Raw genomic sequence first — 14,489 nt, forward strand, 5'->3', positions numbered from 1 at the left:
CAACAAAGCCCGGAGTTGTTAAATGAGATTATGCGACCGTGATATTGAAGCCTGGCTTGACAGCGGCAAACTGACGATCGCGCCGCGTCCGCCGGTGGAGCGCATCAATGGTGCGACGGTGGATGTGCGTCTTGGTAATAAATTTCGTACCTTTAGCGGTCATACGGCGGCTTACATTGACCTGAGCGGGCCGAAGGACGAAGTGAGCGCCGCCCTTGAGCGGGTGATGAGCGAGGAGATCGTGCTGGCGGAAGACGAGGCGTTTTTCCTCCATCCTGGCGAGCTGGCGCTGGCGGTAACCTATGAATCGGTTACTCTGCCTGATGATTTGGTGGGCTGGCTTGATGGCCGTTCTTCTCTGGCGCGTCTCGGCTTGATGGTCCACGTCACGGCGCACCGTATCGATCCGGGCTGGCAAGGCCGGATAGTGCTGGAGTTTTATAATTCAGGTAAGTTGCCGCTGGCGCTGCGTCCGGGGATGCTGATTGGCGCGCTGAGTTTTGAGCCGCTTTCCGGCCCCGCCGCCAGGCCTTATAACCGCCGTCAGGACGCGAAATATCGTGACCAGCAGGGCGCGGTGGCGAGCAGAATTGATAAAGATTAACGCCCTTAAGAGGATGGCATGAGACGATTAATCACCACACTTGCCATTCTGGTGGTGGTGTTGGCTGCCGGGATGACCGCGCTGGTGCTGCTGGTAAATCCTAATGACTTTCGTGGCTACATGGCGCGGCAGGTTGAACAGCGCAGTGGCTATAAGCTGACTATTGACGGTGATTTGCGCTGGCACGTCTGGCCTCAGCTCAGCATTCTTTCCGGCCGGGTAACGCTCAAGGCGCCGGGTGCGGATCAGCCGGTGGTCGCCGCCGAGAATATGCGCCTCGACGTGCATTTGCTGCCGTTGCTTTCCCATCAGCTGTCGGTTAAGCAAGTGATGCTGAAAGGCGCGGTGCTGCGTCTGACCGCCGACAGTCAGAAGAAACCCGCTACCGACGCCCCGGTCGCGCCCGGCGATAGCAGTGAGCTGACGTCGTCCTTTGGCGATGACTGGTCGTTTGACATTGCTAATCTGCGTCTGAGCGACAGCCTGGTTATCTGGCAACAGCCGGACGGTAATGAATTAAACCTGCGCGACGTGAATCTTTCCATGTCGCAGGATAGCCGTCGACAGGTGCATTTTGAGCTTAGCAGCCAGCTGAGCCGCAATCTGCGAACGCTGCAATTTTCCCTCAATGGCAACATGGATGTCAGCCAGTACCCCGATCGCCTTAGCGCCCGGCTGGACGAGGCGCAGTATCAGCTATCCGGGCCGGATTTACCGGGCGAAGGTATTAAGGGCAAGGCGTCCCTCGATGCCGGATGGCAGAATAACGGCGACCAGTTTAGCCTGAAAAATATCAGCCTGAGCGCCAATGACAGCCAGCTCGATGGCAGCATCAGCGGTACGCTGGCGGGCTATCCGCAGCTGAATGTGAATCTTCATGCCGCCAATCTTAATCTTGATACGTTGATGGGCGTTGCATCGTCAGGCGCCAGCGAGCAGAAAGGCGCATTAAGCAGCGCCCGGCCGCCGGTTATTGCTAAACCGGCGATTTACGATAGCGCCAATTCACCGCTAAATAAGGCTGATGGTACGCTGGCAATCACCATGGATAAGTTCCAATGGCGCGGAATGGCGTTTAGCGATGTTCAACTCAATGCCAGTAACCATAAAGGCCTGCTGACGCTTTCGCGCTTTAGCGGCAACAGCGCCGACGGTAATTTTTCGCTGCCGGCAAGTATCAACGTGCGCGGCAAGGATACGCTGGTGAGCATCAGGCCGGACCTTCAGGGGCTGGACGTCGCCGCGTTGCTTAAAGCGTTTAATCTGCCGGTGGTTCTTAGCGGCAAACTGAGCCTGCAAGGCGAGCTCGCCGGAAAAGGCATGAGCCTGGCGGCTGCCAAACAAGACTGGCAGGGGAACGCCAGCCTGCAGCTGAAAGATGCGGAGTTTTCCGGGCTGAATTTTGCGCGGATGGTTCAGCAGGCTGCCCGTCGCAGCGATGCCCGCGTTCAGGGCAATGAGCGGGACGCGGTTGGCACCTTAAAACAGCTCAGCGCCAGCGCCAGTCTGAATAACGGGGTGATTAGCCTGCGGGATCTGCAGGGGGAAAATAACATCATGACTCTGCAGGGGCAGGGGCAGGTTGATATAGCGCATCGCACCAGCGATATGCTGTTCGCTATCGTAGTGAGCGGCGGATGGCAGGGCGACAGCCAGCTGGTACAGCGCCTGCAAAATACGGCGATACCGCTGCGCATATACGGTAGCTGGGCGAACCCCGCTTACTCTTTGCAGCTGGATGATGCTTTGCGCAATCAGCTAAAAGACGAGGCACTCAAGCGCCTTCGTCAGTGGCAGGATAGCCAGAAAAAAGGCTGAATGGCGGCTGCGAATGATTAAACCATTCGGCATTCAGTCCTGGCCGCTTCAGGACTGACGGGGCGGCGCCAGGGGCAGAATGCTGACTTTCTGAATGCGGTGGTTTACCACCGCTTCGATGCGTAGCAGAAAGTTGCCAATGGTGACCTGTTCATTTTGCAGGGGGACGCGCTGCAGGTTCTCCATAAGCAGGCCAGCCAGCGTGTGATAATCGCGCTTCTCGTTGAGGGGCAGGGGGATATAGTTGACCAGCTCTTCCAGCGGAATAGCGCCGCTGGCACTCCAGCTGCCGTCGGCATTCTGCTGTATATCATGGCGCGGATCGAGCGATTCGCCTTCGGCCGGCAGATTGCCCGCAATGGCTTCCATAACATCACTTAGCGTGACTATTCCCTCTACCGAACCGAATTCATCGACCACAAAGGCAAAGTGCGTGCGGGCGCCGCGAAACTGTTCCAGCGCCTGCAGCAGCGGAAGCTGCTCGGGAAATACCGGCGGCTGGCGCAGCAGGAGTGCCGGATTAAGTGGTTCATCACGCAGCTGCTGTTCGAGCAGGTCAATAATATGTACCACTCCCAGCGGATCGCCGCCGTTTTCATTAACCACGAGTCGCGTATGCTGATTGTCTCTCAGCCGCTCCCGTAGCCGATGCTGGGGTTCAGCCAGATCGACCAGTTCAATATCATGGCGCGAAGTCATGATGCTGCTGATATTACGCTGCCCGAGGCTCATGACCCGGGCAATCATCAGGCGCTCCTGGCGATTAAAGATGGCCTGCTCGTTATCGGCTACCAGCGACAGGGTTTCGCTGTCTAACTCCGCTTGCTCATGATGACCGCGTAGCAGGCGCAGTACCGCTTCGCTAGTGCGTTTACGCATTGTCAGGCCGGCGGCCAGAAAACGTCTGCGATTGAACATCGCCAGCTGATTAAAGCTTTCAATCATTACCGCAAAACCGATCGCGGCGTACAGATAGCCTTTGGGTACCGCGTAGCCAAAGCCATCCGCGATTAAGCTAAAGCCAATCATCATTAAAAAGCTGAGGCACAGGATCACCACGCTGGGGTGGCTGTTAACAAAGCGAGTTAACGGTTTACTCGCCAGCAGCATCAGCGCAATTGCAATGATGACCGCAGCCATCATTACCGCCAGCTGGTCAACCATGCCGACGGCGGTGATCACTGAATCCAGTGAAAAGATACCGTCCAGTACCACAATTTGCGCGACCACGGGCCAGAAACGCGCGCTGCCCGCCGCGGATTGTTCTTGCTGGTGCTTTCCTTCCAGCCTGCTATTGAGCTCGGTGGTGCCTTTATATAATAGAAATGCACCGCCAGTGACCATGATTAAATCTCGGGCGCTAAAAGAGAGTGACGCGATGTTAAATAAGGGGCGGGTGAACGAGACCAGCCAGGAGATGGAAGCAAGCAGGCCGAGGCGCAGCAGCAGCGCTAAAAGCAAGCCGATAATGCGGGCCCGGTCCTGCTGATGTCGCGGCACTTTTCCCGCCAGAATGGCAATAAAAACCAGATTATCAATTCCCAGTACCAGCTCTAGTACTATCAGCGTGATCAGTCCGGCCAGAATGGACGGATCGGTAATCCAGTCGAACATACATTCCCCGCGAGCGATGAAGATAGCTGTAATCATGATAGTGAAATGGCAACAATTCAACCGGCAGCGGAATAGATGACAGCATGATGGCAATTCTGCGTATTTTTCTGGTTATTAAATCTGCATGCTGTTTTTCCTGAAATCAGGACTAATCGCATAGGAGATGAACAGGTGTTATTGGATACTAAATATCACCGGAGCAGGAAAGGGTTATTCTGATAAGCATGGAGTAATTCTGAAAACAAACTGTTATGGGAGATAAGGATATTGACTTTGCGGATGCCGTCTGAATGCTATATCTGGCGCAGAGTTAGTCTTATTCCTAAAAGCAGAACAGTGCCTGGCTCGGCTCTTGTAAACGAGCCAATTATAACTAGTATACCAACCTGTAAGACAGTGTCGGCGCTAAATTATGATATTTCCATAGTAACAGATAAGAAAGTTCTGTAACTGTGAGCGCGAGTGGGTTTTATCAGGAATTAGCGATTGGCCGTTTCAGACTTTGGATACAAACCCGGAAATTTTGCAGGCTTACAGCACGGTGGCAGCTACAAGCCAGGGGCGGTAGCGTGTCCGAAAGCGTCAGGTAATCGGAAATTGCTGATGGCCTTCTGCTGAGTAAAACGGGCCAGTAATGAAAACTACTGGTTGCTGAAAAGCAGTATGAGTAGAGGTGATTATTAGTTGAGCAGTTTTAATGGATGCCGTTAAAAGTACAGACTCCTGAAGATAAAAACTAAGAGTTAAATATGCGCGATATTGAATTCAATTATAAAGGGCTGGTTATTAAACTGACGCTCGCAGCTTCAGATTTAATTTGTTTTAATGCTGCATTATTTATTGCTATCTGGATAATTAATAGTCTTTCCGGCAACGTTCTTGACGGTATTTCTGAAAAAAGCCTGGATCTTAAAATTATTACCCATAGTATCCTTTCTGTAATTTGCATTGTCTGGTTCTGGGTACGTCTGCGTCATTACACCTATCGCAAACCATTCTGGTTTGAACTAAAAGAAATATTCAGAACTATTCTTATTTTTTCCGTTATAGACCTTTCTATTACTGCGTTATCTAAGTGGGATATGTCCCGCAACATCTGGGTCATTACCTGGCTGCTGGCGCTGGTGTTGATACCGCTGATGCGCGCGATTATCAAACGCGCGTTAAATCGTCACAACCTTTGGCGCAAAGAGACTATCATTATTGGCAGTGGAAAAAATGCATGTGATGCATGGATGGCATTGCAAAGTAGTGAAGTTAAGGGTGGATTTAACGTGGTTGCTTTTTATTGCGTAGATGGATCAACGCCGCAGGAAGAGCTGCTGGGATTGCCGGTCATTAAGGATGAATCAGAACTCTGGCAACGCGTTACCAGCGAAACCCAGCTTATTGTGGCTGTGGAATATGAGCAAAGCCAGTATCGCGATCTCTGGTTAAAAAACCTGGCTAAGCATAATTGCCGTTCAGTTTCAGTGATTCCCTCTTTACGTGGTGTACCACTTTATGGCACAGATATGGCTTATATCTTTAGCCATGAAGTCATGATTCTGCGTGTGAACAATAACCTGGCGAAACGAACTTCGCGCTTCCTTAAACGCGTTTTCGACATTGTCGGTGCGTTGGGTATTATTGTTATGCTGATGCCGGCGCTGGCTGCGCTGATTTTTATGGTGGCGCGTGACGGGGGTAATCCGATTTACGGCCATGAGCGGGTAGGATTAAACGGACGAAAATTCAAATGCCTTAAATTTCGTTCTATGGTAGTTAATTCGAAAGAAGTTCTGGAAGAGGTGCTGCGTACCGACCCGGTAGCGCGCGCTGAATGGGATAAGGATTTCAAATTAAAAAACGATCCACGTATTACCCGTATCGGTCACTTTATTCGCAAAACCAGCCTTGATGAGCTGCCGCAACTGTGGAATGTCGTTCGCGGTGAGATGAGTCTGGTCGGGCCGCGCCCGGTGATTGAAGATGAACTTGAGCGTTATGCAGGTGATGTGGATTATTACCTGATGGCAAAACCAGGCATGACCGGATTATGGCAGGTCAGTGGTCGCAATGATGTTGACTACGAGACCCGGGTCTATTTTGACTCCTGGTATGTAAAAAACTGGTCGTTGTGGAATGACATCGCCATCCTGTTTAAGACTATTGGCGTTGTGCTGAAACGTGACGGCGCTTATTAATACCAGAGATAGCGACGCCTGAAGATAACTTCAGGCAGGATTCGGGCCTGGAATGGTGTTGAGACCGGTCTTATTGTGTGGTCCGGCATCATCCGGATAAAGGGGCCGCGATGTGATGAAGGTGAATAGCCTGATTCGGTTTTCGGTATAAATGCACGAAGGAAGGGAGCTTTAGCTGATGATAACCCATTGCCAGGTCTGATATTTTGCACATTTTCGCATTTTGTAGCGCCACACAGCGGCGAGTTCGCCTCTATCAATCAAATTACTGATAGCGATGATATAGATGATTACAATCAAAACTAAATTGATACCCATGCTGGTATCGGTAAGCCTTATTTCAGGATGTACGGTCGTTCCGGGTCAGAATTTGACTACGGGCGGCAAGGATGTCGTTAAGCAACAGGATAATGATTACGATATTAACAAGTACGTCAACGTCTACCCAATGACGCCTGGCCTGGTGGAAAGAATGCGTCCGCGTCCGGTGGTCGCTCAGCCTAATGCTGGTTTACAGCAGGAAATTCAGAACTACCAGTACCGTATTGGTATTGGCGATGTTTTAACCGTCACCGTCTGGGATCACCCGGAACTGACTACCCCTGCTGGCCAGTATCGTAGCGCCAGCGATACCGGCAACTGGGTTCACTCTGATGGCACCATCTTCTATCCTTATATCGGCCGGGTTGCCGTGGCCGGTCGCACCGTGCAGGAAGTCCGCGACGTTATCGCTCGCCGCCTGGCGCAGTATATTGAAACCCCGCAGGTAGATGTCAGCATCGCTTCGTTTAAATCGCAAAAAGTCTATGTCAGCGGTGAGGTAACCAACTCCGGCCAGCAGCCCATTACCAATGTGCCGTTGACCATTCTGGATGCCGTTAACGCTGCGGGGGGTCTTACCCAGGATGCTGACTGGCGCAATGTGGTGCTGACCCATAACGGTGCTGAGAATCGCATCTCCTTGCAGGCGCTGATGCAAAACGGCGACCTCAAGCAAAACCGGCTGCTGTATCCTGGCGATATTCTCTACGTCCCGCGTAACGATAATCTGAAAGTGTTCGTGATGGGCGAAGTGAAGCAGCAGGCGACGCTGAAAATGGATCGCAGCGGTATGACGCTGGCCGAAGCGCTGGGTAATTCTCAGGGTATGGACCAGACGACGGCTAACGCGACGGGCATCTTCGTTATTCGTCCGATTAAACAGCGTACGGCTGGCGGCAAAATCGCCAATATCTATCAGCTGAATGCCAAAGACGCATCGGCAATGGTGATGGGTACTGAGTTCCAGCTGGAGCCTTACGATATTGTTTATGTTACCTCTACGCCGCTGACGCGCTGGAACCGCGTGATTTCTCAGCTGGTGCCGACTATTACCAACGTGTATGACGTAACTCACACCGTAGAAACCATTCATAACTGGTAAGAATGGGTGAGGTCGCGCCATGTTTCATTCAATCTTAGTTGTTTGTGTTGGCAATATCTGCCGCTCCCCAACCGGGGAGCGTCTGTTGCGCCAGTCGCTGCCTGAAAAGCAGGTGGCTTCCGCCGGATTAAGTGCCCTTCAGGGGCATCCGGCGGACAGAACCGCCAGCGATGTCGCTTTACAGCACGACATTTCGCTGGATGGTCACGTAGCACGCCAGTTGACATCATCTATGTGTCACGATGCCGATCTCATCCTGGTGATGGAGAAACGTCACCTGCAGCAGGTGGTGCGCATCAACCCGGCGGTGCGCGGTAAAACCATGCTGTTCGGTCATTGGCTCGATCAGCGGGAGATTGCAGATCCCTACCGCAAAAGTCGTGACGCTTATGAAGCCACGTATGGATTATTAGAAAACGCTGCCCAGAAATGGGTCAACGCATTAAGCCGATAATTGGGATTATCCATGAATATAAAAAGTAAAGTACCGTCAGCGCGCAGAGACGATGCAGCAGGTGGATGGGATATTGCCCACCTTGTAGGACAAATTGTCGATCATCGGTGGATAATCGTTGCTATTGCAGCACTTTTTATGCTTTTGGGCACGCTTTATGCCCTGTTCGCAACGCCGATTTATAGCGCTGATGCCATGGTGCAGGTTGAGCAGAAAAACACCACGCCGGTATTAGCTAATTTTACTGACGCCATGCCCGCAGGCCCGACGCCAGCTTCTGAGACCGAAGTGAATATTATGACTTCGCGCCTGGTGCTGGGTAAAACCGTGCGCGACCTCGGACTGGATGTATTAGTACAGGAAAACTACCTGCCGATTATTGGCAAAGGTTTTTCACGTATATTTGGTAATGAGCCAGGTCATATTACTATTCCGCAACTGACGCTGCCGGCATCTTACGAAAAGCCGCCGACCATTAGTGTTGAAGTTAACGATAATAATCAATATACCGTCAGCAAAGATGGTGATGAGCTATTTAAAGGCAAAGTAGGCCAGCTGGAGCAGCACAAAGGCGTAACCATGATGGTCAGCGCTATCCAGGCCGAGCCAGGCACCAGCTTTACGGTGACCAAACTGACCGAGCGTCAGGCAATTAAACTGGTTTTCGATAACCTGACGGCAGCAGATAAAGGAAAAACCACCGGTGTTATCGGCCTGACTTATACCGGTGAAGACCCGGTGAAAATTAAGCAGGTCCTGAACGCGATTGTGAATAATTACGTGTTGCAGGATGTGCAGCGTAAATCGGCCGAAGCTGAGAAAAGCCTGAAGTTCCTCGCCACCCAGCTGCCCTCGGTACGCGAAAAGCTGGATAAAGACGAAGACCGCCTGAATACTTATCGCCGTCAGCACGACTCCGTTGATATGTCGATGGAGGCCAAAGCGGCGCTTGATTCTGCGGTGAACGTCCAGAGTCAGCTGAACGAATTGACCTTCCGCGAAGCAGAAGTTTCACAGCTGTACACCAAAGATCACCCCACCTACCGTGCGCTGTTGGAAAAACGCCAGACGCTGCAAAATGAGCAGAAGAAGCTGGATCAGAAAATTGCGGGAATGCCGCAAACCCAGCAGGAAATTGTGCGTCTGACGCGCGATGTGCAGTCCGGGCAGGAAATTTATATGACCCTGCTGAATCGCCAGCAGGAGCTGAATATCCAGAGAGCCAGTACCGTTGGCGATGCGCGCATTATTGATACCGCCGATACCGCTGGCAATCCGGTGGCGCCGAGAAAACTGCTGATCGTCGCGGCAAGCCTGGTCGCCGGATTAATCGTGGCGATTGGCGCGATTCTGGTTAAAGCGCTGTTTCACCATGGTATTGAGAATCCTGAACAGCTGGAAGAGCTTGGCATCAATGTTTACTCCAGCGTGCCGCTTTCAGACTGGCAGCGTAAACGCGATATGGAAGCATTAATCCGCAGAAGCCATAACGCGAAGCTCGATCCCCATAACACGCTGTTGGCGCTGGGTAATCCGACCGATCTCTCTATCGAGGCGATCCGTAGCCTGCGAACCAGCCTGCACTTTGCCATGATGGAAGCGAAAAACAACGTGCTGATGCTGACCGGCGCCAGCCCTGGAATTGGTAAAACCTTTATCTGTTCTAACCTGGCGGCATTGGTTGCCCAGGCCGGTCAGAAGGTGCTGTTCATCGATGGCGATATGCGCCGTGGCTATACCCATCAGCTATTGGGCGTGGATAACAAAGCCGGCCTGTCTGACGTATTGTCTGGCAAGGTTCCGTTTAGTGAGACGCTGATTCAGAACGGACCATGGCAGTTTGATTTCCTGCCGCGTGGTCAGATCCCACCGAATCCTTCTGAGCTGCTGATGCACAAACGTATGGAAGATTTACTGGAGTGGGCCAATCAGCATTACGATCTGGTACTGATTGATACGCCGCCGATTCTGGCCGTCACCGACGCCGCTATTATCGGTAAAATGGCCGGTACCTCACTGATGGTTGCTCGCTTCGAGGTCAATACCGCCAAAGAAATCGACTTCAGCTATAAGCGTTTCGATCAAAACGGTGTACAGATTAAGGGCGTGATTCTCAACGCCGTAGTACGTAAAGCCGCTAACTCTTTAGGTTATGGCTACGACTATTACGATTACAGCTATGGCAAAGATGCTAAAAGCTAACAGGTAATCAGGAGGAGCCTGTAGATGCAGGTTCCTCCGTTTTTTTGCGTCTGACAGGTTTCTGCGACGTCTTTACTGACTTTTAAAAGGTGTATGGGAATGACGGATATTCTGTTTTCAATTGTAATTCCTGCCTATAACGCTTCGGAATCAATTAAAACCACCTTAGATTGCGTAGCAGCGCAAACCTATAAAAATTATGAAGTCATTATCGTTGATGACAAATCAAACGATGCTATGCAGCTGGAGCAGGTGGTCAGATCGCCGCGTTATGCGGATCTCAATATTAAACTTGAATTATCACAGCAAAAGCTTAACGGCGCCGGGGCGCGTAATCGCGGCATTGAACTGGCGACCGGCGATTTTATCAGCTTTCTCGATGCCGATGATGAGTGGCGCGAAGATAAGCTGCAGGAAGTGGTAAAGCAGATTGCGATGTTGGAAGCCGCTGGCAAGCAGCGTTATATCATCTTCAGCCAGGTCAATATCCATCAGGATGGCGCGTTTCTTAAAGTGATGCCGATGCAGCCGGTTGCGGCAACGGAAACCGTGGCTGAGTATCTGTTTGGCTGCTACGGGTTTATCCAGACCAGCACTATCGTGCTGAAGCGCGAGTATGCCGAGGAAATTCGCTTCGATGAGCGCTATATTCGCCATCAGGACTATGATTTCTGCATTCGCGCAGATAAGTTGGGCTATGAGTTTATTATGATTTCGCAGCCGCTGGCGACTTACCATCTGGTAACCAGCTTTGGCTCCCGCCATAAAGGGGAGTCGGTGAAATACTCACTTTTCTGGCTTGATAGCATGCAACAGCACCTGACCAGCCGCGATGTTCACACCTATAAAGCGTATAAATTGCCATTACGTTATAAAATGGACGGTAAATCCCTCCAGGCTAGCCTCAGTTTTGCTCGCTACTTTTTCTTAACGAATAAAGATAACCGCGCTTACTTTATCAACCGTCTGAAAGAGAAAGTCAGGCAGCGACTGGGGTCAAAATAGCGTTACTTGCGCAAAAAATAATAACTCCAGGGGAATAGAATGGCGATTTACTGGATTATCAGCTACACACTTTTAGTTTTATGCCTGTTTGAACTGGCAACGATTGACCAACTACACGAGCCGAGAATCAAACGTGTTGTGACCTATTTTTTCTTTGTCATGACCATCGTCCTGATTTTCTTCGCCGGCATGCGCGGCCCCAATACCGGGATTGATGACTGGCAGTACCTTGGTTTCTTCCATGATTTTTCCCGGCAGGTTGGCATTTCGGACTATGCAACAATTACCGATGTCTACCGTTATGAAAAAATGTTCATGCTGCTGGCATGGGTGTTTTCCTGGTTCAGCAATGAAAGCTACTACTTCTTGCTGTTCGTCGCTTTTGTGGCCGTCGGAACAAACTCGTTCATCTACAAAAAATATTCGCCGTTGATTCTCTGCTCGCTGTGTCTGTATTCAGCCCACTTGTTTATTAACAAGGATATGAATCAGATTCGCTTCGGCCTTTCAAGCGCCTTTGCCATCGCCTGTATCTGTACCGCAGCGGGGCGGAAATATATTCTCGCGGTTATTTTCCTGGTAATGAGCAGCCAGTCGCACTCAACCGGCTATGCGTTGCTGTTGGTTGCCCCTTTCCTGTTCATTAAGGAACGTAAATACTTCGGTCTGGCCATGGTGTTGGTAGCGATTCCGCTCGGCCTGGTCGGCGGGAAAAAGCTGTTTCTGGATTCGCTGGGGATCGTACCTTCCCTTGGCGATCGCGCAATGGGCTATGAAAATACCATCTTCGACCGGCCCAATCCGGTCGTCAGCCTGGCGAACCTGAAAAATATTATTTTTATCAGCTTCTTCACGCTGGTTTATTTTAACAAGCCGATCGAGAAAGAAGATCGCCTGCCTTACCTGCTGTTTATCGCCTATTCGGTGGGGGCTGCGGTGCGTATTATTTTCTCCGACTTCTCAATTATCGGCGGCAGGGTTGGCAACCTGTTCCTGCATGCGGAACCGCTGCTGCTGGCATTTTTGATGATGCGCATTCGTAACGTGGTGCTGAACTTTGGCTTGCTGGCGGCGGTGGTGACCTACTACCTGGCCTATAACACGATTCTTTCCGTTCAATCGATAACCGGCTACAGCATTGCGCCCATCTTCCGCCTGTTCTGAACAGGCGGCTGGCAAATAAATCTGGCCGCTATCGTCTGAATTTCCGGGGGCATGCAGGTGTTCCCCGGCTTTATATTCACGCTGTTACTGACAAATTTCAGGTATCCCGATGACTAATCAACTGGGTACAGTGGGGATTATTATCCCTATGTACAATGCAAAAGAAACGATTCTGCGGGCAATTCACTCGGTCCTGAATCAAACCTGGCAGGACTGGCATATTTATCTGATTAACGATAAGTCCACCGACAACTCGCTGGCGCTGGTGCGGGAACATTGCACCGACCCGCGCATCACTATTTTGGATAATCCGGTAAACCTCGGCGCTGCGGAGACGCGCAACGTCGGGCTGGAGGCATCTAACGAATCCTTTATCGCCTTTCTGGACAGCGATGATGAGTGGGAAAAAAATAAATTAACGCTGCAAATGCAGGCCCTTGCTAGCGGCGATGACCTGAGCATCAGTCATTATCATTACCGCTCGCGCACCAAATCTTATGACGTCCGCTGGGCGAGAACGCATCTCACCAAAGATGAGTTTGTCAAAAAGCGGTTCCGCGTCTGTTTTTCCTCGGTTTGCTATCGCCGCCCGCCGCGCGATGTGCGTTTTCACAAAAAGGGCCATGAAGACTTCCTGTTTTTATATGAGCTGTTTGAACAGTATCAGCAGGCGCGTGTCGTTGCGCAAAATCTGGTTAATTACTACGAGCTGGGTGATTCCCTGTCGCGTAATAAAAATAAGGCCGCGCGCTGGCACCTCGATTTATTAAGATTTATCTATAAAAACAATCCACTAAAAGTATATTACTATTATCTCTGGTATATGGTTAACGGCGTGTTATTCACGCTAAAGCACAGATAGTCATGCTGTCATAAGAAATAACTATTTTAACGGGTGAGGGTGATGAATACGCCTGATATTCCCTTTGAACATTGATGTTAAAAAGGTGCGAAGACCTGATGAAAAAGATTGTACTGGTCATCAAAGACGCATATTCCTACGCCGGCACCGAGAATATCTGCAACTTTATGTCAGAGTGCCTGGGTGAGTTGCATGAGGTCACCATTTATTCAATGGAAGGACAGGGGCAGCCGTTTTATCCTTTCACTCATGTGAAGAAAATTGAAAGCTTCGCCCAGGAGAGCAATCCGATAAAGGCGATTGCTCGTCGCATCAGCCGGGAAGATTTTGACTGTGTTTTTCTGATCAGCATGGGACGCCTGAGCGTGATGTTTGCCTGGCACAGCATGCTGACGCTGCGGGCCAAAAAAGCCAAAGTGTACGCCTGCGAGCATATTGCCATTAATTCCTTCAGCAAGCCGATCAAATTGCTTAAGTTCCTGACCTTGCGCTATTACGATCGCGTGGTGGTACTTACCGATAAAGACCATCAGGTGTTCAATCGCTGGAATATCAAAAGCCTGACCATTCCAAACCCTATCGTATTTAAAAATCATCAGCGCACCAGCCGCAGCCACCGGGCGCTGGCGGTGGGGCGTTTAGATAATCAGAAAGGGTTCGATCTGATGCTGGATGTCTGGGCCAGTTTTGTAAAAGATAACCCGGACTGGACGCTGATCATTGCCGGGGATGGCGAGCAGCGCGAGGCGCTTGAAGCGCAGGCGCAGGCGTTAAATATCAGCAATAGCGTTCAGTTTATCGGCAAGGTCTCCAATATTAATGATTACTATCGCGACAGCGACGTGGTGCTGATGACCTCGCGCTATGAAGGGCTGCCGCTGGTTTTACTGGAAGCTAAATCCTGGTCGCTGCCGGTTGTTGCCTACGACTGCCCGACCGGCCCACAGGAGATCATTAATCATAACCAGGACGGTTTTCTGGTTGCCATGAACGATAAAACGGACTTTGTCGCCAGGATGACCGAGCTTGCTCGCAACGATGCGCTTTTTTATGCCATGAGCGAAAAGACCCGCACCACCTCGCTGAAATTCGACGGCAAGGTGATTAAACAAAGCTGGCTGTCGCTGGTTTAGCGCGGATCATAATAACTCTCCAGC

The 14,489-nt window shown here is 50.9% G+C and carries 11 protein-coding genes; 10 read left to right on the top strand and 1 reads right to left on the bottom strand.

Features of this window, described 5'->3' with window-relative positions; translation table 11 throughout:
- The first annotated feature begins 22 nt into the window (after nucleotides 1–22).
- Nucleotides 23–604 (top strand): dCTP deaminase, encoded by a 582-nt coding sequence (gene dcd / locus BTJ39_RS11670; RefSeq protein WP_078002877.1) that lies wholly within the window; start codon nucleotides 23–25, stop codon nucleotides 602–604.
- An 18-nt stretch (nucleotides 605–622) separates the two neighbouring features.
- Complete coding sequence (asmA, locus tag BTJ39_RS11675) at nucleotides 623–2,422, top strand: outer membrane assembly protein AsmA (RefSeq protein WP_078002878.1); 1,800 nt, start codon at nucleotides 623–625, stop codon at nucleotides 2,420–2,422.
- Nucleotides 2,423–2,470: 48 nt separating this feature from the next.
- Here asmA and BTJ39_RS11680 read toward each other — a convergent pair whose 3' ends face one another.
- Nucleotides 2,471–4,036, bottom strand: coding sequence for a TerC family protein (locus tag BTJ39_RS11680; RefSeq protein WP_078002879.1), 1,566 nt, complete (start codon nucleotides 4,034–4,036; stop codon nucleotides 2,471–2,473).
- Nucleotides 4,037–4,785: 749 nt separating this feature from the next.
- Between BTJ39_RS11680 and wbaP the strand changes: the two genes are divergently transcribed.
- From wbaP to BTJ39_RS11720, 8 genes are all read left to right on the top strand, one after another.
- A complete protein-coding gene (gene wbaP, locus BTJ39_RS11685; protein ID WP_078002880.1) occupies nucleotides 4,786–6,222 on the top strand; it encodes an undecaprenyl-phosphate galactose phosphotransferase WbaP in 1,437 nt (478 codons plus the stop codon).
- 286 nt (nucleotides 6,223–6,508) lie between these two features.
- Nucleotides 6,509–7,645, top strand: coding sequence for a polysaccharide export protein (locus BTJ39_RS11690; RefSeq protein WP_078002881.1), 1,137 nt, complete (start codon nucleotides 6,509–6,511; stop codon nucleotides 7,643–7,645).
- A 19-nt stretch (nucleotides 7,646–7,664) separates the two neighbouring features.
- Entirely contained in the window at nucleotides 7,665–8,099 is a 435-nt protein-coding gene (locus tag BTJ39_RS11695; protein WP_078002882.1) for an arsenate reductase/protein-tyrosine-phosphatase family protein, read from the top strand.
- 12 nt (nucleotides 8,100–8,111) lie between these two features.
- Nucleotides 8,112–10,301 carry a polysaccharide biosynthesis tyrosine autokinase gene (locus BTJ39_RS11700; RefSeq protein WP_078002883.1) on the top strand — a complete coding sequence of 730 codons (2,190 nt, stop codon included), beginning with the start codon at nucleotides 8,112–8,114 and terminating at the stop codon, nucleotides 10,299–10,301.
- A 99-nt stretch (nucleotides 10,302–10,400) separates the two neighbouring features.
- Nucleotides 10,401–11,306, top strand: a complete 906-nt coding sequence (locus BTJ39_RS11705; RefSeq protein ID WP_078002884.1) for a glycosyltransferase family 2 protein — start codon at nucleotides 10,401–10,403, stop codon at nucleotides 11,304–11,306.
- A 39-nt stretch (nucleotides 11,307–11,345) separates the two neighbouring features.
- Complete coding sequence (locus tag BTJ39_RS11710) at nucleotides 11,346–12,470, top strand: EpsG family protein (protein ID WP_078002885.1); 1,125 nt, start codon at nucleotides 11,346–11,348, stop codon at nucleotides 12,468–12,470.
- Between the two features lie 109 nt (nucleotides 12,471–12,579).
- A complete protein-coding gene (locus BTJ39_RS11715; protein WP_078002886.1) occupies nucleotides 12,580–13,332 on the top strand; it encodes a glycosyltransferase family 2 protein in 753 nt (250 codons plus the stop codon).
- 98 nt (nucleotides 13,333–13,430) lie between these two features.
- A complete protein-coding gene (locus BTJ39_RS11720; RefSeq protein WP_078002887.1) occupies nucleotides 13,431–14,465 on the top strand; it encodes a glycosyltransferase family 4 protein in 1,035 nt (344 codons plus the stop codon).
- Nucleotides 14,466–14,489: the final 24 nt, after the last annotated feature.

The sequence above is a fragment of the Izhakiella australiensis genome (assembly GCF_002006995.1).
In the GTDB taxonomy this organism is placed as follows: Bacteria; Pseudomonadota; Gammaproteobacteria; order Enterobacterales; family Enterobacteriaceae; genus Izhakiella; species Izhakiella australiensis.

Bases quoted from the DNA above. Each gene is read 5' to 3' on its own strand.
- BTJ39_RS11700 (WP_078002883.1), top strand. From the start codon at position 8,112: ATGAATATAAAAAGTAAAGTACCGTCAGCGCGCAGAGACGATGCAGCA.
- BTJ39_RS11720 (WP_078002887.1), top strand. From the start codon at position 13,431: ATGAAAAAGATTGTACTGGTCATCAAAGACGCATATTCCTACGCCGGC.
- wbaP (WP_078002880.1), top strand. From the start codon at position 4,786: ATGCGCGATATTGAATTCAATTATAAAGGGCTGGTTATTAAACTGACG.
- BTJ39_RS11690 (WP_078002881.1), top strand. From the start codon at position 6,509: ATGATTACAATCAAAACTAAATTGATACCCATGCTGGTATCGGTAAGC.
- BTJ39_RS11695 (WP_078002882.1), top strand. From the start codon at position 7,665: ATGTTTCATTCAATCTTAGTTGTTTGTGTTGGCAATATCTGCCGCTCC.
- BTJ39_RS11705 (WP_078002884.1), top strand. From the start codon at position 10,401: ATGACGGATATTCTGTTTTCAATTGTAATTCCTGCCTATAACGCTTCG.
- asmA (WP_078002878.1), top strand. From the start codon at position 623: ATGAGACGATTAATCACCACACTTGCCATTCTGGTGGTGGTGTTGGCT.
- dcd (WP_078002877.1), top strand. From the start codon at position 23: ATGAGATTATGCGACCGTGATATTGAAGCCTGGCTTGACAGCGGCAAA.
- BTJ39_RS11680 (WP_078002879.1), bottom strand. From the start codon at position 4,036: ATGTTCGACTGGATTACCGATCCGTCCATTCTGGCCGGACTGATCACG.
- BTJ39_RS11710 (WP_078002885.1), top strand. From the start codon at position 11,346: ATGGCGATTTACTGGATTATCAGCTACACACTTTTAGTTTTATGCCTG.
- BTJ39_RS11715 (WP_078002886.1), top strand. From the start codon at position 12,580: ATGACTAATCAACTGGGTACAGTGGGGATTATTATCCCTATGTACAAT.